Source organism: Dysgonomonas termitidis (assembly GCF_042654545.1).
GTDB classification, from domain to species: Bacteria; Bacteroidota; Bacteroidia; order Bacteroidales; family Dysgonomonadaceae; genus Dysgonomonas; species Dysgonomonas termitidis.
On record NZ_JBHSGN010000115.1, the window covers coordinates 1 to 18,495 of the forward strand.

Here is an 18,495-nt window from a genome sequence, read left to right on the forward strand (position 1 = left end):
TTTGCAAATGTACAGGGTTACAAAAAGCGAATCAAGACGTCATCGCGGAGACGCTTACCAAGAAAGCTGGTTGTTGATCAATAACCAGCTTTCTTCATGTACATTCTTATTTATCTTATCAGGATCCAATCTACAGTCAAACACTTGACTATTGAAGCCAAACAATTATTGAAACTATAAATTGTTTTACAGTAAATATTGGTACAAGTATTTTCGTCCGGTAAGATTAGCCTTAATCGTTCCCGATTCCGGAAATTTAGAAAGCTGTTTCTTCGTAACTTCGAGAATCCGGCCGGCCAACTTTTGCGCGTTTGTTGTTCCAAATATTATCTATATCATATCGATAGATATCTTCCTATCCTGACAGGGCATGTTCCGCCCAAATTATTTTTACCTGCTTAAATTAATGTCCGCTATTTATAAAAAACAGTAATCCGGCTTTTCGATTATATAGTATAGGCAATTTTTATTCTGCTATTTTCTTCATGCAATACATACATCCGAGAAGTAACACGCATAATTTATACAATCAACGGTGTACTACTTTTCGTTGATAATCTTCCCGTATCTTTCTTTCAGATTAAAAAAGTCAAATCATAGACTGTATTTACCATTTGTTAATATGTTGATCCTTAATTCAAGATATAGATAAATGCCTTACAAATTGCTGCATGCGTGAGCTTCTTTTTCTTCGGATAAGTTCGCCCGTCCCCTTTTTGTTCCCGCAAGATACCCTATTCAGGTTTTAGCGGAAATCTCCACCCTGAAGGGTGTATTTCCGCTAAAAATCTTGCAGGAACAGTACCCGGGCATGTTCCACCCTCGAAAAAAAATCACACGCTTATGAATTATAAGAGATTATTAAAAAAGATAACCCATAAAGATTATATGGGAGGTGTTTTTCCTTATTACGGATACCGGGTCAATGTAACCTCTGGCACCGAATGCATGGATGTCCACATCGAAGACGGCAAAAGGACTCTGGCCGAATTTGACTTTACTTTCGAAATACCCCGTTCTGTAGCCTTTCATAATATGGGTAAAAGAACGTCTGATAGTATTTTGGGGAACCTGAATACTCTTTACAAAGCTAATATTCCGGTATATCATGAATAAGCAACAAAGTAACATGCCACGAGCAGGAAAAGAATCCATTAAAAAGGTAAAGCGTTCAGTCGTATATATTATGTATAATTACCTGCATACCAATGGTGCCTGTTTCAAGTGTATAAAGCAAACATTGGAAGACTGTCGCAAGTCGAGGGATCTATGGTTGGAGAACTGCTGCCAGCCTGATTCCGGACGAATTGTTTATGGTATCCAATCTACAAAAAGCTATCTCATTTTTAATCCCAATATTAAAGGGTATGTCCTGTTGATAGAGACTAACACCGCTCAAATACAGAGCATCCACCGTAATCAATTCTTCGGAGAATTTAGCTTATTGGATTCGGATAATCAATCAGGAAGAATGAATAACACCGAAGCTTACGAATTAATGCTGAAAGCTTATCATCTACAATTCAGTAAGAAAAAAAGATAATTAATAAACTATAATTATGAACAACAACAAATTAAAAACAATCGCCTTTACAGGACACCGGATGAATCGTATCCGGATCGAAAAACAAGAGTTATCCGGTCTTATTACAGCTGCAGTCATTTATTTCTATCTCAAGGGCTATAAAGTCTTTCTTACAGGAATGGCAGAAGGACTGGATCTGATTGCAGCAGAAGAGGTACTGAAAATAAAAGAACATTATCCGGATATTGAACTTCATTGTATTATTCCTTTTGCGGGACAATCCGACAGGATGAATCCGGAAGACAAGCTGCGTTATAATGCAATTCTGTCGGCAGCCGACTATGAGATATACCTGAGTGAAAAGTATTATGACGGTTGCTTTCTGAGAAGGAACGATTACCTGGTCGATAATTCCACCCAATTGATAGCCTATTATGATAATGTTCCTAAAGGAGGTACATACTACACGGTGAAAAATGCACTCCGTAAAGGTCTCGAAGTTTTTAACCTGTTTAACAGGGAAATGGAATATCATCATTTCTATCAGGATGAATTACTGAAAGGGTGGGGCAGGTCATTATTCAATGTTAAAGCCATATCTTATGAGCAAGCCGTCGAATCCATTCGCTTACTTCATTTTCAGGATGTGTATGACCTCGAAGATCATCCTCTTATTGCTTATGACTCTTTTGAGTATCTGCTGGAAGCCAATACCCGGGTAAGCCTGAGAGAAAATGAAGGACAGGCGACAATAGAGTATTTTAAATGCGATTCATTAAAAACTTCCATATTAACCAATGCCGATGATATAATAGCAGAATCAAAACAAAATACCATCAGGAAATTAGCCAGCCAACTGGCAGAAAAGGAATTGACGGATGTATTTAAAATGCTTCCTGATGAGTTCTGCGATAAAAACAATCCTGGAAAATATGCAGAAGTTTATCAAAAGAAATACGATGAATATTTTAAAAGCTATATGGAGCAATTATCCAAGCTCTGATATTATTCCATAGAAAAAATATAAAACAAATATAATCATCTAAACATGAGTAAACATATACTGACTCCCGGGTTTGCGAACATTCCGATCCAGGATTTGCTCTTATGGGTGAAAGTTTTTAAAAATGATGGTATTACCTCAGCAGAGGAAATACAAAAAGAACTGACCCTGATTGACGATTTACTGACACTTCAGAAAAGCCAGTCGCTATTAAAGCGAAAAAGACGGCTGAAAGACCAGTTGGAAGATCGTATAGGAGCAGAATTAGGACTAAGTCCTTCTTATCCCACACATAAAACGAATAAGAAAATCGCTAAAAACAATCGGAAATGGAAGCAATAGATTATTCGAAGCATATATGGGAAGGCTGGACAGTGCAGGCCTTTGTTGATGAACTTCAACCTGTATTCGATATGATTATGACAGGACAAAGCTGTCATGACAAACTTGAAACAAGAGATCAGGTAAAAAAATGATGTATGGAAAACCAGCCATATTACAAGAAATATATTCCTGGAGTTGTCGACCATTTTTGTCAGCAATACCGGATTAACTAAAATGGTAAACAATTACTTATGATAGTTAAAGCAGAACTAGACCGTATCCGGCAGTATCTGACAGATATGCTACTGTCGGTTTTAATCGACAACAAAAAATATATTAGCACTTATTATTCGGATAAAGGACACTTGTTAGATAATGATGTAGATACACTCTATGAAAAGTTTATATATACCAATTTTGGAAAGGAGGGAAAGATTATAATAACCGATATCTATTTAGAAAAAGAACGTCTTAAATTTAAGTATATACACGTAGAAAGAGGTTTTGACTCAGCTGATTTTATACATTGTCTGTCAATAGAAAGTCTTTATGCAATCATTAAATGGCTGCAACTTCAGAATTATCTTGATGATGTATCACCTGTCAAACACTGCTATTTCTGTGGCGGGACTAACCTTCAAAAACTGGCATGGGTAGATGCCAATGCGGATAACAAGTTTATTGAGTTCTATGATAATTTTGATAATACTGTTTTCTGCAAAAAATGCCGGCGAAATACGGGTTATCTGGAATATAATAAATCAAATACACCGGTTGAACTTATCGACCGCTGGTTCAATTCGGCATCCGTTAGTATTCTGGAAGAGATAACAGGCTTGTCAGCTAAGAGTTTCAAAAACGACGAAGATCATTCAGCATTCCGTTCCAAATGCATACAATTCTGGAACGTTCTTACCGAAACGGCAAAACGTGGCCACTGGATTCGGGCCCGTGATATATAGACTTTAATTAGCTTATAAAAGAAGACTTACAGAAGCCCAAGGTTACTGTGAGTCTTTTGTTTTTTAATAACCCTTAAAGAAGAAAAAAATGAAAATTGAATTAAAGAACATCAAACATTTTTATGCACTGACAGATGAAACGAATGCTTTCTCTGCAAAACTTTATGTCAATGATATCCTTACGGCAGAATGTTCAGATACCGGTAAAGGCGGATGTATAGATATTCATGTTGTAAAAGGGCGAGAAAAGCTCCTGAAAGAAGCCGAAGAATATACCAAAAGCTTACCCGCAGTTAAAACCGAATACGACTTTGATCTGGATATGGATCTTGAACTTTTTATCGGACAATTGGTTAATGTAGACATTGTAGAACGCGAGTTTAAGAAATCCGTAAAAAAACTAGAGGCGAATAATATTGTATTCGGGAAAAGCAAAACAGAAATGCAATACACATGGTTCACAACGAAAGGTAACAAGAAAGTCTCTATTACTGTTATGCTATCGACACCTTCCTCCCGGAATATGCTGGGAAATCGTATCAAAAAACTTAAAGAGGAGGGGAATCAGATATTTAATACCAATATACCTGCTGATATCCTGAATATTCCATCCTCAGATAAAAAATCTGAAAAAGAATAAAATTGATTGATGATTACAAAAAGGTGAAAGGACATGGAAATGACAAATGAGTTCTGGGATTTTATCGAAGAAAACCTTCCCAATTATTATACACGTGATGATGTCCTGAGGCATTCTAACCTACAGTTACTGGTAGATGGCGAAGAATCCTGCATTACAGACCTGACCCCTGAAGAAGCAAAGGCAGAACTGGAAGCACTCTCTTTAAAACTATATACCGAAGCTATCGATGCATTTACTCAAAAAGTTTGACCTGTAAATAATAAAATGAAAGCAAATAGAAGTTCACATACTCGATATGTCCTCTATTTGCTTTTTCTATAATAAGGCAAAAGTTCTATCTTATATCTTGAAAGCTTTTGATACTTTGAAAGCAGGAATATTATGAGCCGGGATAATAATCGTAGTGTTTTTTGAAATATTCCGGGCTGTTTTTTGAGCTCTTGTTTTTACAATAAAACTACCGAACCCTCTTAAGTACACATTTTCATTTTTGCCAAGGGAATCCTTCACTACTTCCATAAACGATTCAACCGTTTTTAATACAGTTGCTTTATCTATGCCTGTATTCTTTACAATCTCACTCACTACATCTGCTTTTGTCATAATTCTCTAATTTAAAATTAACTGCAAAAGTAATGGAATTTTACCAAACTGAACATACTCTTTCAAAGAGAATTAAAATAAAACAAAGCTTTCATTTTATTTCATCCGGCGAAGCTATGATGCGTTCTTTTCGGATGCTACAAGGTCACGCCCTGACGGGTTTTTGAAGAAATCTCCACCCTTCGGGTGTATTTCATTCAAAAAACCTTGTATATCCGGAACGCACCAACTTCTTGCCGCTGAAATTTAAAATGAAAGCCTTATGAATAATATAAGAGAGAATAAGTATTATAAACTAGGGGTGATACTCATCAAGATATCATTACTGGCATTTTTAATCTATACAGTGGTTCAGTTCTTTGATACCATATCCCAAGCCACGCTGTATATATTCTTAGGGATTATCCTTACCTGGAGAATATGGAAGTTCTTTGTCAAGCTGATCTTGCTGCTTATCCAAATCGGTATCTTTTTCTATGTCATCTATTTACTAATCTATTAATATTACCTGAAATGAAAGAAAGTTTAATGTTCTGTAGCATGGGCAACGGAATAACTATTGCCGACCGTAATCAGGAAGAGTGTAGCGATTATAAAACGGTGGCTCATATCGGTTATAACCGGGATATTACTTATTACGATAAGAAGATGTCACAAGAAGCAATAGATTGTATCGAACGATTTGCTAAGTATAACAATTCATCGGCATCGCAAACTCAACCCTATCCGGTATTAAAACCTGTCGAATTCTCAAAGATCGATGTACAGGAGTTAAAAGGAATATTCAGCAGGGCACTGAGTTCCCATTTTGAGGACATAAATATCGAAGTTGCAGCTTTCTCGGATGCAGACTATATCACAGTTATCGCAGATAAGCCAATCTGTGAGTTTCTTACCCGGTATTACCGCTATATGAAAACCGAAATGAAAGAAGGCGTACACCACTGGATCTTTACGATGTACGATAAAGCCAATACGAAATATTAAACTTAAAAATAAATAGCAATGAAAACATCTGAATTATTAAAAGCGATAGACGAAGCTTTCGAAGAAAAGCTGGAAGAAAAAACAGGTTGGGGGCGTAATGAGATCAAGGCTGCTTACCGTTCGGTAGTAACAGAAGTATTAATGGCAGTAGCCGATACAACGATTGAAAATGACTAAGCAACAGGCAACACGGGTAGTAAACATCCGTAAAGAAGCTTACGATGTCTATATCGGTCGGGCAGGCAAGGGGCAGGACGGCTATTTTGGTAATCCCATCCGGCTCAATCAGGGAGAAGCAAGAGGTTCAACACTTGAAAAGTTTAGAGAATACTTTTATAACAGGCTGCAAACTGATCCACAGTTCAAAGAACGCATCAAAGCACTCAAAGGAATGACTTTAGGTTGTTTCTGCAAACCCAATCCCTGTCACGGCGATATTATCAAGGAATATCTGGATTCAATTTAATAACAGAAAAGATAATGGAAACAAAAAAATACAAAAGAGGCCGTACTACATTCGATGTACAGGAAATAGCTACCGCTGAATTATCTGAATTCCTAAGCAAGAATGAAAACTATTTTCCCGTACACATAGACTGGAAAAATCAACTGGCACTGGTATCAGACCAACGGGAGAAAATAGAAAAGGAGAAGAATAAGTTCGGGTTTAAATGCCGGAGCTGTTCAAAAGGAGAGAAAATTACCTGGGTATACCTGCTCGAATGTGATTACGATAAGTATGAAGCAGGAGGTGCGTTGGTACAGGATTGTTTTCCTTATCTGAATAATGAACAACGGGAGACCGTAAAAACAGGTATGTGTCCCGATTGCCAGCGTAAATTCTTCGCGTCAAACTATGAAGAAGATAACAGTTAATACAAAATATAAATAAAACCACGAAAAGTCCGGGCTGATAAAGTCCGGGCTTTTTGCATTTATATACATACCATTATGGAATATGCATCAATAACAGCGATCAGCCCCGAAATATCGACAGCCATCCGGCAGGCATTCACCGATATAATGGACGAGGAATATAGCCTTATTTATACCGATTACAGGGAAAATTATGATAATAGCGGAGAACTTATCCAGAAATGTCTGGATGCAAAAAGTGATGAAGCCCTGTACGATAACCACTGGGAATCCGATGCCCGGCGCGAAGGCAGTGAATATGTACTGGAGAATTTACAGAATAAAATCATGGTCGCTGACCAGTACGAGTCCCTGCATCCCTATATCGAGGACTGGCTGGATATGGATGATAATAAAAATAAAATTCTCGAAATTATAGAAGACCGGGACACCAGTGAACCCTATAAAGAAATGCTGGGACGGAGTAAAATACGCGGCAGGGCAACCCTGTTTACCAATTACGACTGCTTCCCCCATAACTACGATATGAACAATACCTATTATTACGATGAGTATTTCAAGGATATGGTCGATATACTGTGCCTGAATCCGGCAAAAGTAAAGCAGGTATTCAATCAGAAAGGCATTAATACCATAGGTAAATGGCCAAATAAACCAAAACGTAACGGCAATGAAGCTGTGCGTTATGAAGATTTGGCAGACGAAATGCTAAACCAATGCTGTTACTGCCTGCTCACCTTTATGGGATTAATGCCATTGACAGACCTCTATCAAAACAATTTCGGGGAGTATAAAACCATCATTATTCCCAAGGGCAATAACTGCGGCATGTTCAACAGCTGGAATGGCGGAGGCTCTCTGATGGAAATGGAGCTGCTGCGTGACCTGTATATCCCGGTCGAGTTTACCCGCAAAACAGAATATGACCGCTGTGAAATCTGTGTCGATGAGCCCCGGTGCGGCAACGGTTACTGTATCAACGAGGTATATGGACTCATGTCTTCCGCATGGGGAAAAGAAATCAAACTTATTTACAACTAATTAAAATCTACCAATATGGCAAGCATATCAATCGCATCGATAAAGAAGATAAAAAGCAGTTGTTCAAACGGCTTTCAATTCGATATTCAGGATTATCGTCAGCGTGGAGACAAGAACCTGTCCAAGACTATACATCTGGACGATAACAGGCTTATCAAAGCAACCCTTTATTTTCAGGATGAAATCATAGAGTATAGGAATACCGGACAACGGATTCCGATATTAAATGTAAGTATCTGGACCAAATCAGGAGAATTCATGATGTGGAGTTACGGCTTGGGCAGGTTCCATCATTACATGGATAAGAAATGCCTCCGCCGTAATATGACCGTTTTACAGGAACTCACCAAAGAAATCTCCGATGACTTGATTAAAAGCATGGCAGTCGATAACCGGGATGAAAGCATATTCAACGCACTGAAACCCTCGTCCGGTGTTATCCACCATGAAGTTGGGATCGGTAAAGACGGAACGATGATAAAATAACGGAAACCTCTAAAGCAACATACAATGAGAATACAAATAAGCTATAAGGGTAACAAGGTTGATATCTACTGTACCGGCTATCGAAAGACTCCTAAATGCCTTTACCTGTATGGAATAAATGAGAACAGCACAAGAGAGTGCCTCCGCCAATACGGATTGCAATACCTGCCTTTAGAGCAGGTAGGCAGCCTTATGGTCTGGATGCAAAAAAACATAATCGTAACCGAACCGGATCTAAGGCAGAGAAACAGATGCCTGATCGCTGAGCTGGGGGTAGGGGAGATGTTCTGCACGGAAGCAGGTGGTATCCTGTATCTGTATCAGGTGAACGGACAAGGTATCTATTTTTATACGAAACAGGGAAAAGAATATACCGAAATATTTAATGAAGATTTGGAAGTATATCCCTGTACTGATATCCCGATAACAGGAATGAAGGTAAGATTGCATCATACAGATACAGGAAACTGTCTGGAAGTCTGGCAATCTGAACCCAACAATAAGAAATCAATATGGCTGGGCAGATACACTTACGGACATTATTTATGGTATTACTTGTCCGATGCCCCATATGGGTATTGTGAACCCGCTTACCCGGTAAATCCGTCAGTTGAGTTTATCTGCTGTGATAAAGACTGGAATGAAGTGCTCCGGGATTCCAATAATCCGGTCAGGCATCCCGATTGGTTCCCATCACTGGAAGAACTTTGCAAAAGGGAGTGGACTAAGATTAAAGATAAATATCCGAATACTACCAAAGACGGCTTTTGTGACTGGCTGGATGCAAAGATGCCGAAAGATACATCCTATGATGATACAATCAACTGGTGGTCACACCGCTATGTATTGATTGATCCGGATAATATTATCGAAGGATTAAATTGGATCAAAAAAGTGACTCACCCTGCAATTAAAACAGAAGTCATCCACTCATTTGACTTTATGGGTGAAATATACCGAATCGCTCGGATTGCCAAACAACACCTGTTGTGTGATGCCCTCTGGTATGAATACATAGCAATCTCTCCCGACCCGGATGCAAATTATGCTTCATGGTATGCCTATGAATATGATCTGGCGGAAAACAGTTCAAAAAAGAAATAACATCGTCAGTAAATAACCCGGTTAAGAATACAGGATAGAACAGGCAGTACCGTATAAAAGGTGCTGCCTTCTCCTTTTATAGATAAGATATAATGAAAAAACTGGAAATAGAAAGGCTTTCCATAGAGATCACCCGCCGGTGCAATATGAAATGTTCCCATTGCATGCATGGAAAAGCCCGTAATACGGATATCAAGCCCGAATACATAACCAATATACTGAGTCATACCCAAAATATCGGCTACCTGAATCTGACAGGAGGCGAACCTTCTATGAATGTTGAAGCTATCAGGTTTGTATGGAGCAGTCTTAAACGCAGGAAAATACCTGTTGGCAGTTTCCATATCGTTACCAACGGTTCCCAAACCTCTATGTCAGATGAATTTATAGACGTTTGTTCGAAGCTCTATGCTTACCAGCGAGAAGAATCCCGCCCCGAACAACTCGATTGCATGCTGGAAATGAGTAATGACCGGTTTCATGACAATACATATCACAATGAGGTTCACCAGAAACTTTCCGCATACCCATTCTTCTCTAACCGCTATCCAGACTCTAACAGGGAAGGAGTACCATTGATAAAACAAGGCAGAAGCAGGTCCGGTTATCAGGTTCCTATAAGCACGATAGGGCTTGATGGCAACAGGGTATACGGAGATGTTTACCTGAACGCCTTAGGCTACCTTATAGCAGCAGGAGACCTGAGTTATAGCAATCAGGATAAACATATCCTCTGTCACAGTAAAGGCTTTATTACCTGTTTGAAATCAAACTAAACAATAAAAAAATATATGAAAACAAAAAGATTTTGTCCCTGGTGCGGACGTCCGTTGTATAAATCGAATCAGAAAGAATTTGACTTCCAGTGTTATAATTGCGATAAGGATTTTCCTAAAACCGAAGTCTTGAGAAAAACGGATTTGCCGGAAGTAAAAGCACTCAGGCACCGCTCCTATCTGGATGACCTTTGGCGTGGAGAATATCCCCATAGCCACAGAAAACCGTATCCGAAAAGAAGAAAGAACTATGTCCGTATAAAACCGCAAGGACAGAAATATACAGAACATACACTGATAAAACTAAACGGCAGCTACCATTACGATCACGGAATCAGGCAATCGGATGTCGATATGGCAAATGCTTATGTACGAATGATTGAAAGTTCCAGATCGGATAAACAACCCCGAAACGGAGATATGATACGTCTGACTACCAAACATGGGGACTATTATCCTTGTGCCCATCTGGAAAAGCTATATGAAGATGGTTTCTCTGTCTGTGAACGGCCATATATACCCTTCATATTCCCGCATCCTACAAAAAACGGTATCAGTTGTTCGACCAGCGGAGGAGCCTGGCTTAGTGTTCCTCCTAAAGCCCTGAAATATGTCGGTAAAGAAGAAAAATTCTTTAAAGATTGGGGGGCATGTGGCGCAAGGGGTAACGGTGCGGTCAGTTTCAAAGCTGAAGTAAGTGTCTGGGAATACACAGAACCTGATCCCGTTTACGATGATTATACAACCAAAGACTGGCGAAAAATACACCTGTCTAAAGATGTAACAACCACAAAACCCGAATATCTCTACTATGGTAACGGAATTGCATTCAGGACGCAACAGGAACTGGATGAGTATATGGCTTTATTCCATGGAAAACTATATACTGTCTACTGGCCGAACAGCTTTGAACTTTGGTGTTATTTTGAACAGAATGTAAAAATCCCAATAGATAAGTGGAAATCTCTTGACTTGCCAAGAACAACTTTCCGTGCGAAGCCGGGTCACCCTGTAAAAATAGAAATAGATGATGTCAAACACATAATCACTTTATATACATTTTATAATTAAATACCTGATTCTTATGTTATATGTAATCGACAAAGACAATTTTAATGGCTGTATCGTAGCCAAAATGAGTAATGACAAATATATAAACCATACGGCACTCAAACTCGATCCCTACAAAATAAAAATGGGATTGCCGGGGTTAATTGCAGTCAGCGTAGAAGAATTTGAAAAAAGGCGGGAAGTGTATATTGCTTCCTGCCAGACAAATTTCACCGAAATCAGTGAAGAAGAATTTTATATACGGATCAATGAATCAAAAATCCGTCGTCATTTTCTAAGTAAAGAATTAAAGTTCTTCTATCTGGACGGAGAAGAATCCGCATTCGGAATATTACCTCTTTACGCTTGTTACAAAGAAAAATATTATTTTGCTCAAAAAGATACCGGGTTATCTCTTGATACCATCCTTAATTATATTAAATACAAGAAGAATCTTGAGGTATTAAGCATGGAAGAAGCCGGGCATCATATTGGCTTATATAACTATATGCAGGAGCATAAAATTCCGGATATCATGGACTTTTTCGATACCGAACCGGATAAAATCCGACTGTACGGCACGGACATCCTCTTTATACAGATCGAAGATAAAAAAGACCGGTATGTTATTTATATTGATCCGGATAATATAGGCGATAAAAACCTGCTGTATTTAATAATAACGCGGTTTTTTTCGGACAACTTCCTGTCATTCTTTGATAAACAGCATTCAGTATGGAGTGAATATCAGGAAAAGTGTATTGCTTACAGGGACGGTAAAGGCAGTTCATATACCATCTGGCAATATAACTACTGACAGAACGCTCTAAATAGTGTGTAATCTTCAATTTCTATATGTACTTAAAGAATATAAATATAACTCTCCCCCAATGACCCAGCATATAAAATATGTATTTGTATGCGTAAAGTTATAGGGTAAAAATGTATATTTGCACATAAAGTCATAGGGCAAAAATGTAATTGGCTAAAAAATAACTGTATGAGAAGAACAGCATTAAGTTTCTTACAGAAATGGAAACAAAAAAATACACGAAAACCTCTTATCATAAGAGGAGCTCGCCAAGTTGGTAAAACGTGGTTGATGAAGGAATTTGCCAAAACCGAATATGAGAATTTCGCCTACATAAATTTTGAGGACAATCAGCAGCTAAAAACATTGTTTCTAAATGATTTTGATATACCACGTATCCTGCTGGCTATTCAGATCGCAACAGGGATAAAACCTGAACCGAACAAAACACTGATAATATTTGATGAGATACAGGAAGCAGAAAGAGCGTTAACTTCGTTGAAGTATTTTCGAGAAAATGCTCCTGAATACCATATTGTAGCAGCAGGTTCTTTACTCGGTATTGCATTACATGGGAATACATCATTTCCGGTTGGTAAAGTTGAATTTTTAGATTTATATCCGCTTAGCTTTACTGAATTTTTAGAAGCATTGGGCGAACATGATTTGGATGATTTAATTAAGAAGCAACAATGGGAAATGATAAACACCTTCAAAACAAAGTATATAGAACTGTTAAAGCAATTCTACTATGTGGGAGGTATGCCCGAAGTTGTTGCTAATTTTGCTTCGAATCAGGATTTTAGCGAAGTACGGCAGATCCAACAACAAATACTCGATTCATACGAGCAAGACTTTTCTAAGCATGCTCCCACAGATGTGGTTCCACGTATCCGCATGGTCTGGAATTCTGTTCCTGCTCAACTATCGAAAGAAAACCGTAAATTCATATACGGCTTGATAAAACAAGGAGCCAGAGCCAAAGAATTTGAATTGGCCTTGTCCTGGCTGTTGGACTGCGGTTTAATACATAAGGTCAATAGAATATCTAAGCCTGCTTTACCCTTGAAAGCCTATGAAGATATGGGGGCTTTCAAACTGTATCTGCTTGATATCGGACTGTTAGGGGCAATGGCAAACCTTGATGTGAAAACCTTACTTGATGGAAACCTTATTTTTACCGAGTTTAAAGGAGCTTTGACCGAACAGTATGTTCTACAGCAGTTAGTGACCGACCGGGATATTTCAATATTCTATTGGTCGTCAGATAAATCGGATAGTGAAATAGATTTACTGATACAATATAAGAACGAGCTAGTTCCGATAGAAGTAAAAGCAGCTGAAAACCTTCAGGCAAAAAGCTTGCGTGCTTTTGTGGAAAAGAATAAACCCAAAATAGCAATACGTACCTCCATGTCGGATTTCAGGGAAGAAATATGGTTAACTAACCTTCCGTTATATGCTATCAATGAGTTGGCAGGATATCTTGAAAAAAAGAATTAATCAAATATACAGAGTATAAACAGTGTATAAAGAGAGGGATAATATGGATAAGATTAATAATTGTAAGTATGGATTGGAGAGCTTGAAAAAATGGATATTAATATATCTCAGATCCAAAAAGAGTTGAAAGTTAAGTATACTATTGACTCAATAAATATTTTGGAGTTTAACCATGTGGAGTATTATATTGATGGAGGTGTAAAGCTGCCATTCTATGCTCCTGAAAAAAAAGCCCGGTTATAAAAACTATTCATTACTTAAATAATCTGGTACTGGCTGATATTGATACCATTGCTTCTTTAAAAATGGAAACAATGATGCGCCGGACTGTTTTCCTTGATTATTACGATCTTTATTGTATTCTAAATACGAAGCAGCCGCACGAAGTCAAATCTATTATTGATAATGCCCTCAAGTATTCGGGCCACAGTTTGAAGAGTAAAAATTTATTGGGAATGTTAGCCAACCCGGACAGGTTTAAGAATGATTCTTCTTTTTACCGGCTAAAACCTAAATACATGATTTCAGCCAAAGAAATTGAAGCCTTTATGATTGAAAAAGTCCGGAATATTTATTTGCACAAATAAAAACCTATCATACTTTTGCCGATAAAATAGTATCTTCGTTCCCGATTAAGAACATATATAAATAAAATAAAAATGGAACAACTTGTAGAAGAACTAAGCGGATTATTTACCGAATTTTCAAAGGATGCTAATTCTCAGGTAGAAAATGGTAATAATTAGGTAAACATATACATAATGTAAAGAAGCGGTTGGAATCTCTTATATTCCAGCCGCTTCTGATTTCAAATCTTTACATAATTTGGGGGTTCGTGATAGACTTTAACCATTCTTTAAGAGATGTGTTATTTACCCAAAGAGCATCTTCCGGTGGAACTATTTCTTTACTGGCTGCCTCAATCGCTTCTATTCTACGAGAAGCTGATAGCTTTGCATATATCTCTGTTGTCTAATACGAAATTTCGGATTAGACAACGAATCCTAAACTCAAACAAATCCTAAACCCAAGACAAAAAAGACAAGATATCAACATGTTATGAGTAATGTATTTAGGATTTTATCATATTTGTATGATAAACATATAAATATCGATTAACATGAATATCAAAAAATTAAAGAGGTCATATCCTCTTTTCATTCGGCATTTAGCAGAAGAGTTACATTATTCAAAAAGTACGGTTCGGGATTATCAGGCTGTAATTGATCTGATTTTCAAGTTAGAAAAATCTACATCGGAGATCAAATCCTACGAAGAAGTTTACGATTATTTGGTTCGTGAAACTAATCTGGCCGCATCCACATTAAAGGAAAAACGTACCAAGATCAAAAGGATAGCAGATTTTGAAGAGCTTGACCAGTTTCCACGTTATCATGAACATAGCAGACCTTTGTTTAAGAAAGACAAATACTCTATGCTGAATATGTATTATCATAATCTTATAGACTCATATCTTTCTAAAATAAGAGAAAAAGGTTATGTTAAAAGTACTGTATATTCCCGGCAACATATTTTGGCTGGTTTCTTCTATCACTTGCAAGTCAATAATATCACATCATTGGATATCGTGACGGAAGATGTTGTCTTAGGCTATTTCTATGATGGAGAGAAGGAATTAAGAGGAGCGGACTATCTGCAAATGATAAGGTCGTCCATAAAAATATTGGCGGACACTGTTCAAAATATAGATTTCAGCCGTCTGGTTTCTTTTTTCCCACAAAAGAAAAAAATAAAGAAAATCTATCCGGCCTTAGAAGAATCGGAGATAGAAAAAATAAAGACTTTATTGTTTGATGACAACAAAAAGGGATTGACATCGAAACGAGACCGGGCAATTGTCATAATTACGATGTACACAGGTTTGAGAGGGTGTGATATAGCATCACTGTCCATTAACGATATTAACAGAGAATATAATGAATTGCATATTGTACAGAAAAAAAACGGAGAAGAATTAAAACTGACGATACTTCCTTGCGTATCGAATGCGATATACGATTACATTACGAACGAGAGGCCAAAGCATAAAAATAGATTCATCTTCCTAACCAGCGATAAAGACACGAGGCCTATAACGCCTCAGGCAATCAGACTATTGGCTCAGAAATTTTTTAGAATAGCAGGTGTCAGAGTAGATGGAGGCAGAAAAGGATTACATTTATTACGACACTATTTTGCTACAGGTTTACTTAATGGTGGTGTCCCTGCACCTGTCATATCAAAAGTATTAGGACACAAAAGCCCGGAATCATTGAATGCATATGTTGAAACTGATTTGACAAGATTAAAGGCTTGTGCTCTTAGTATTGCAAACTATCAAACAGGAAAGGACTTTTTCAATGAATAAAAACAATTTATCCAGAAATCAAATGTACGATAGCTTCGTTGAATTCAGAAGGTTAACAGGAAGGAAAAATACATACAGTGCATTGTGTAACCTCTTTAATTTTATCAATTTCTGCAATAAAAATTATAAAGAGGAGTACCTCTCATTACAAATGATAAATGAATGGTGTAAGAAAAGAGGAACGGAAAAAGCGAGTTCTTATAATAAACGGATATATCTTATACGTTCTTTTCTGTACTATCTTAAGACATCCGGATATTTTAATATTGAAATACCGGAGTTCCCGCAATTTTTGCCTAAGGAGAAACAAGACTCTGAACTTCAGAAGAATATTCCATGCTGGGAAAAGGATATTCCTTACGAAACTTTGGGTAAACAACCATTTACAAAACCATCAAGAAACGAATTATATAGGATATATGTTGAGTACAGAAAAGCTTCCGGTCTAAAGGTATCCAAATCAGCACTTAAAAATCTTACGACATTTGCTAATGCCTGTAATAGGAATTATAAAGAAAGTCATCTGACGCAACATATGACAGATACATGGTGTGCAAAAAGAGAAAATGAACTGCCAAGTTCACGAAACACCAGAATAAGTTTGATTTGTACATTTCTTGACTTTTTGAGAAAAAGAAATTACATAGACTTCGAAAACCCTCCATATTTGCCTAATGAGAAAACAAGCCACAGAGTTCCTCATGAATTTACAGAAGAAGAACTTTGCAAATTCTTCAAGGCTTGCGATAATATAGGATCTAAATACAAGATTAGGAAATTTGAAAGGATAAGAAGAATTGTGGTACCAGTAATTTTCAGACTTCTTTATAGCAGTGGTCTGAGAACCTGCGAAGCCAGAGAGCTGAGAAGATGTGACGTTAACCTCGAAACAGGTGTAGTAAATATTGTAATCTCAAAAACTTACAGCGAGCACATTATAGTCTTACACGATTCTATGCGTGAACTTCTTATACAATATGATGTGGCAATAGAAAACATCATGCCGGGTAGAACCATCTTTTTCCCCAATATCCATGATAAACCGTTTAGCAATCACTGGTTAAATGATAATTTTAATCAAATGTGGTATCGCTACAATAAAGTTTACGCCATACCATATGATTTTAGACATGGTTATGCTATTAAAAATATGAATAGATGGATAACAAAAGAGCACGCGGACTGTTTTGTGTCTGATCAGTTTCTGGCGTTAAGCCGTAGCATGGGACATGACTCTATAGTAAATACGTTATATTATTATTCGTACGTACCCTCTTTTGGGAAGATTCTTCAGGATTTTTGCGAAGAATCATACAATAACATTGTACAAGAATTAGATTATGATGAAGAATATGAATAAGAGTAGAAAAGAAGCCTCAAAAATAGCCCGTTTCTACAGAGGATGGATGGCTGAATCAATAAACGTAAAAAGTTCGTCTACAGTTAAGAACTATAAATTGACTATGGATATTTATATGGACTTCATTTATGAAGAGCTTGGATACAACGGGAATAATTTTTTAACAGAAAAATGCTTTTCGGAAACCGTAATCTCAGATTGGTTAAAATGGCTAAAGACTCATCGAAAATGTACACCACAAACGTGCAACATAAGATTATCCATAATCAGGTCGTTTCTTAAATATCTTTCCAGAATAGAGAAACAATACAAGGATCTATACTATGAAGCCCAACAAATACCCAGAAGAAAGGAAATTAAAACAAAGGTCACAGGAATGAGTAAGAATGCTATAAAAGCACTGATGGATAGCATTAATACAAGAAACAAGATTGGATGTCGGGACTTTACACTTATCTCATTCCTGTATGGAACAGCAGCACGTATAGATGAAGCTCTGTCAATAAAAGTATCCGATCTTCATTTAAGTAGTTCTGAAGGTTATGTTGTTGTCATTGGTAAAGGACGTAAAGCCCGGACTTTGGTCTTACTCCCAAGACTTATAGCCAATCTGAAGATTTATATAAAAAGGTTCTTCAACGGAAATGAATCAACGAATGATTATCTCTTTTTCTCAAGGGAAAAGGGACGCGATGAAAAGATGACCGAAGAAGCTGTAAATTACAGATTAAAAAAATACGCAATGTTGGCTAATAAAGAATGTAACGAAGTACCTCTCGGCCTTCATTCACACCAGCTTCGCCATGCCCGAGCCTCTCATTGGCTGGAGGATGGCATCACCCTTCCCGTCATATCTAAAATGCTGGGACATGAAGATTATATGACTACGGCAAGATATCTTGACATCAGTATATCCCAGATTACTAATGCCCTGAAAAACCTTGAAGATGAAAATACCGAAAATACAATGAGGGAGGAATGGAATGAAGATAATCTTAGAACCATATTTAGTCTCGAATAAAGACAATGTATATTATAAATCCTAAACTTTCTATGGATAATCTATTGATTTA

At 37.4% G+C, this 18,495-nt stretch carries 24 protein-coding genes and 1 pseudogene; 24 read left to right on the top strand and 1 reads right to left on the bottom strand.

Annotation, left to right across the window (positions count from 1 at the left end; all coding sequences use genetic code 11):
• Positions 1-843: 843 nt before the first annotated feature.
• The 8 genes from ACFO6W_RS18610 to ACFO6W_RS18645 all read left to right on the top strand — a co-directional run bounded on the left by ACFO6W_RS18610 (position 844) and on the right by ACFO6W_RS18645 (position 4,706).
• The gene (locus ACFO6W_RS18610) at positions 844-1,116 is read left to right on the top strand and encodes a hypothetical protein (protein WP_379999182.1); all 273 of its coding nucleotides are present in this window, start codon (positions 844-846) and stop codon (positions 1,114-1,116) included.
• Complete coding sequence (locus ACFO6W_RS18615; RefSeq protein ID WP_379999184.1) at positions 1,109-1,543, top strand: DUF3873 family protein; 435 nt, start codon at positions 1,109-1,111, stop codon at positions 1,541-1,543. Before ACFO6W_RS18610 ends, ACFO6W_RS18615 begins: the two co-directional genes overlap by 8 nt.
• A gap of 16 nt (positions 1,544-1,559) precedes the next feature.
• Entirely contained in the window at positions 1,560-2,528 is a 969-nt protein-coding gene (locus ACFO6W_RS18620; protein WP_379999187.1) for an SLOG family protein, read from the top strand.
• Between the two features lie 45 nt (positions 2,529-2,573).
• Entirely contained in the window at positions 2,574-2,870 is a 297-nt protein-coding gene (locus ACFO6W_RS18625; RefSeq protein ID WP_379999188.1) for a hypothetical protein, read from the top strand.
• Entirely contained in the window at positions 2,858-3,004 is a 147-nt protein-coding gene (locus ACFO6W_RS18630) for a hypothetical protein (protein WP_379999190.1), read from the top strand. Before ACFO6W_RS18625 ends, ACFO6W_RS18630 begins: the two co-directional genes overlap by 13 nt.
• Before the next feature lie 99 nt (positions 3,005-3,103).
• On the top strand, positions 3,104-3,814 hold the full coding sequence (locus tag ACFO6W_RS18635) for a hypothetical protein (RefSeq protein ID WP_379999192.1): 711 nt from the start codon (positions 3,104-3,106) through the stop codon (positions 3,812-3,814).
• 88 nt (positions 3,815-3,902) lie between these two features.
• A complete protein-coding gene (locus ACFO6W_RS18640) occupies positions 3,903-4,454 on the top strand; it encodes a hypothetical protein (protein ID WP_379999194.1) in 552 nt (183 codons plus the stop codon).
• 33 nt (positions 4,455-4,487) lie between these two features.
• The gene (locus tag ACFO6W_RS18645) at positions 4,488-4,706 is read left to right on the top strand and encodes a hypothetical protein (protein ID WP_379999196.1); all 219 of its coding nucleotides are present in this window, start codon (positions 4,488-4,490) and stop codon (positions 4,704-4,706) included.
• 90 nt (positions 4,707-4,796) lie between these two features.
• Here the strand turns inward: ACFO6W_RS18645 and ACFO6W_RS18650 are convergent, their stop codons facing one another.
• Positions 4,797-5,060 carry an HU family DNA-binding protein gene (locus tag ACFO6W_RS18650; RefSeq protein WP_379999198.1) on the bottom strand — a complete coding sequence of 88 codons (264 nt, stop codon included), beginning with the start codon at positions 5,058-5,060 and terminating at the stop codon, positions 4,797-4,799.
• Positions 5,061-5,322: 262 nt separating this feature from the next.
• Between ACFO6W_RS18650 and ACFO6W_RS18655 the strand changes: the two genes are divergently transcribed.
• From ACFO6W_RS18655 to ACFO6W_RS18730, 16 genes and pseudogenes are all read left to right on the top strand, one after another.
• Positions 5,323-5,562: a hypothetical protein gene (locus ACFO6W_RS18655; protein WP_379999200.1), complete on the top strand. Its 240-nt coding sequence runs from the start codon at positions 5,323-5,325 to the stop codon at positions 5,560-5,562.
• Positions 5,563-5,573: 11 nt separating this feature from the next.
• Positions 5,574-6,047, top strand: coding sequence for a hypothetical protein (locus ACFO6W_RS18660; RefSeq protein ID WP_379999202.1), 474 nt, complete (start codon positions 5,574-5,576; stop codon positions 6,045-6,047).
• Between the two features lie 18 nt (positions 6,048-6,065).
• The gene (locus tag ACFO6W_RS18665) at positions 6,066-6,224 is read left to right on the top strand and encodes a hypothetical protein (protein ID WP_379999204.1); all 159 of its coding nucleotides are present in this window, start codon (positions 6,066-6,068) and stop codon (positions 6,222-6,224) included.
• Positions 6,217-6,504: pseudogene (locus ACFO6W_RS18670) on the top strand (DUF4326 domain-containing protein); the annotation flags it as partial. The gene ACFO6W_RS18665 and the pseudogene ACFO6W_RS18670, both read left to right, overlap by 8 nt.
• A 23-nt stretch (positions 6,505-6,527) precedes the next feature.
• Positions 6,528-6,923, top strand: coding sequence for a hypothetical protein (locus ACFO6W_RS18675; protein ID WP_379999206.1), 396 nt, complete (start codon positions 6,528-6,530; stop codon positions 6,921-6,923).
• Between the two features lie 75 nt (positions 6,924-6,998).
• A complete protein-coding gene (locus ACFO6W_RS18680) occupies positions 6,999-7,964 on the top strand; it encodes a hypothetical protein (RefSeq protein WP_379999208.1) in 966 nt (321 codons plus the stop codon).
• 15 nt (positions 7,965-7,979) lie between these two features.
• Positions 7,980-8,450, top strand: coding sequence for a hypothetical protein (locus ACFO6W_RS18685; protein WP_379999210.1), 471 nt, complete (start codon positions 7,980-7,982; stop codon positions 8,448-8,450).
• 24 nt (positions 8,451-8,474) lie between these two features.
• Positions 8,475-9,554 (top strand): hypothetical protein, encoded by a 1,080-nt coding sequence (locus tag ACFO6W_RS18690; RefSeq protein ID WP_379999212.1) that lies wholly within the window; start codon positions 8,475-8,477, stop codon positions 9,552-9,554.
• 92 nt (positions 9,555-9,646) lie between these two features.
• Complete coding sequence (locus tag ACFO6W_RS18695; RefSeq protein ID WP_379999214.1) at positions 9,647-10,330, top strand: radical SAM protein; 684 nt, start codon at positions 9,647-9,649, stop codon at positions 10,328-10,330.
• A 15-nt stretch (positions 10,331-10,345) separates the two neighbouring features.
• Entirely contained in the window at positions 10,346-11,401 is a 1,056-nt protein-coding gene (locus ACFO6W_RS18700; RefSeq protein ID WP_379999216.1) for a DUF4121 family protein, read from the top strand.
• A 13-nt stretch (positions 11,402-11,414) separates the two neighbouring features.
• Entirely contained in the window at positions 11,415-12,197 is a 783-nt protein-coding gene (locus ACFO6W_RS18705; RefSeq protein ID WP_379999218.1) for a hypothetical protein, read from the top strand.
• 183 nt (positions 12,198-12,380) lie between these two features.
• Positions 12,381-13,694 carry an ATP-binding protein gene (locus ACFO6W_RS18710; RefSeq protein WP_379999220.1) on the top strand — a complete coding sequence of 438 codons (1,314 nt, stop codon included), beginning with the start codon at positions 12,381-12,383 and terminating at the stop codon, positions 13,692-13,694.
• A 305-nt stretch (positions 13,695-13,999) separates the two neighbouring features.
• Positions 14,000-14,281 (top strand): hypothetical protein, encoded by a 282-nt coding sequence (locus ACFO6W_RS18715; RefSeq protein WP_379999222.1) that lies wholly within the window; start codon positions 14,000-14,002, stop codon positions 14,279-14,281.
• A gap of 533 nt (positions 14,282-14,814) precedes the next feature.
• Positions 14,815-16,062, top strand: coding sequence for a tyrosine-type recombinase/integrase (locus ACFO6W_RS18720; protein WP_379999224.1), 1,248 nt, complete (start codon positions 14,815-14,817; stop codon positions 16,060-16,062).
• Positions 16,055-17,422 (top strand): tyrosine-type recombinase/integrase, encoded by a 1,368-nt coding sequence (locus ACFO6W_RS18725; protein WP_379999226.1) that lies wholly within the window; start codon positions 16,055-16,057, stop codon positions 17,420-17,422. The genes ACFO6W_RS18720 and ACFO6W_RS18725 overlap by 8 nt, the downstream gene beginning before the upstream one ends.
• The gene (locus ACFO6W_RS18730) at positions 17,415-18,443 is read left to right on the top strand and encodes a tyrosine-type recombinase/integrase (protein WP_379999228.1); all 1,029 of its coding nucleotides are present in this window, start codon (positions 17,415-17,417) and stop codon (positions 18,441-18,443) included. Before ACFO6W_RS18725 ends, ACFO6W_RS18730 begins: the two co-directional genes overlap by 8 nt.
• The last annotated feature ends 52 nt before the right edge of the window (positions 18,444-18,495 follow it).

Excerpts from the sequence above, each read along its gene's own strand:
- ACFO6W_RS18685 (WP_379999210.1), top strand. The coding sequence starts at position 7,980 with ATGGCAAGCATATCAATCGCATCGATAAAGAAGATAAAAAGCAGTTGT.
- ACFO6W_RS18630 (WP_379999190.1), top strand. The coding sequence starts at position 2,858 with ATGGAAGCAATAGATTATTCGAAGCATATATGGGAAGGCTGGACAGTG.
- ACFO6W_RS18730 (WP_379999228.1), top strand. The coding sequence starts at position 17,415 with ATGAATAAGAGTAGAAAAGAAGCCTCAAAAATAGCCCGTTTCTACAGA.
- ACFO6W_RS18625 (WP_379999188.1), top strand. The coding sequence starts at position 2,574 with ATGAGTAAACATATACTGACTCCCGGGTTTGCGAACATTCCGATCCAG.
- ACFO6W_RS18640 (WP_379999194.1), top strand. The coding sequence starts at position 3,903 with ATGAAAATTGAATTAAAGAACATCAAACATTTTTATGCACTGACAGAT.
- ACFO6W_RS18610 (WP_379999182.1), top strand. The coding sequence starts at position 844 with ATGAATTATAAGAGATTATTAAAAAAGATAACCCATAAAGATTATATG.
- ACFO6W_RS18690 (WP_379999212.1), top strand. The coding sequence starts at position 8,475 with ATGAGAATACAAATAAGCTATAAGGGTAACAAGGTTGATATCTACTGT.
- ACFO6W_RS18660 (WP_379999202.1), top strand. The coding sequence starts at position 5,574 with ATGAAAGAAAGTTTAATGTTCTGTAGCATGGGCAACGGAATAACTATT.
- ACFO6W_RS18655 (WP_379999200.1), top strand. The coding sequence starts at position 5,323 with ATGAATAATATAAGAGAGAATAAGTATTATAAACTAGGGGTGATACTC.
- ACFO6W_RS18615 (WP_379999184.1), top strand. The coding sequence starts at position 1,109 with ATGAATAAGCAACAAAGTAACATGCCACGAGCAGGAAAAGAATCCATT.
- ACFO6W_RS18645 (WP_379999196.1), top strand. The coding sequence starts at position 4,488 with ATGGAAATGACAAATGAGTTCTGGGATTTTATCGAAGAAAACCTTCCC.
- ACFO6W_RS18700 (WP_379999216.1), top strand. The coding sequence starts at position 10,346 with ATGAAAACAAAAAGATTTTGTCCCTGGTGCGGACGTCCGTTGTATAAA.
- ACFO6W_RS18650 (WP_379999198.1), bottom strand. The coding sequence starts at position 5,060 with ATGACAAAAGCAGATGTAGTGAGTGAGATTGTAAAGAATACAGGCATA.
- ACFO6W_RS18720 (WP_379999224.1), top strand. The coding sequence starts at position 14,815 with ATGAATATCAAAAAATTAAAGAGGTCATATCCTCTTTTCATTCGGCAT.
- ACFO6W_RS18705 (WP_379999218.1), top strand. The coding sequence starts at position 11,415 with ATGTTATATGTAATCGACAAAGACAATTTTAATGGCTGTATCGTAGCC.
- ACFO6W_RS18665 (WP_379999204.1), top strand. The coding sequence starts at position 6,066 with ATGAAAACATCTGAATTATTAAAAGCGATAGACGAAGCTTTCGAAGAA.
- ACFO6W_RS18715 (WP_379999222.1), top strand. The coding sequence starts at position 14,000 with ATGGAAACAATGATGCGCCGGACTGTTTTCCTTGATTATTACGATCTT.
- ACFO6W_RS18675 (WP_379999206.1), top strand. The coding sequence starts at position 6,528 with ATGGAAACAAAAAAATACAAAAGAGGCCGTACTACATTCGATGTACAG.
- ACFO6W_RS18725 (WP_379999226.1), top strand. The coding sequence starts at position 16,055 with ATGAATAAAAACAATTTATCCAGAAATCAAATGTACGATAGCTTCGTT.
- ACFO6W_RS18635 (WP_379999192.1), top strand. The coding sequence starts at position 3,104 with ATGATAGTTAAAGCAGAACTAGACCGTATCCGGCAGTATCTGACAGAT.
- ACFO6W_RS18695 (WP_379999214.1), top strand. The coding sequence starts at position 9,647 with ATGAAAAAACTGGAAATAGAAAGGCTTTCCATAGAGATCACCCGCCGG.
- ACFO6W_RS18710 (WP_379999220.1), top strand. The coding sequence starts at position 12,381 with ATGAGAAGAACAGCATTAAGTTTCTTACAGAAATGGAAACAAAAAAAT.
- ACFO6W_RS18620 (WP_379999187.1), top strand. The coding sequence starts at position 1,560 with ATGAACAACAACAAATTAAAAACAATCGCCTTTACAGGACACCGGATG.
- ACFO6W_RS18680 (WP_379999208.1), top strand. The coding sequence starts at position 6,999 with ATGGAATATGCATCAATAACAGCGATCAGCCCCGAAATATCGACAGCC.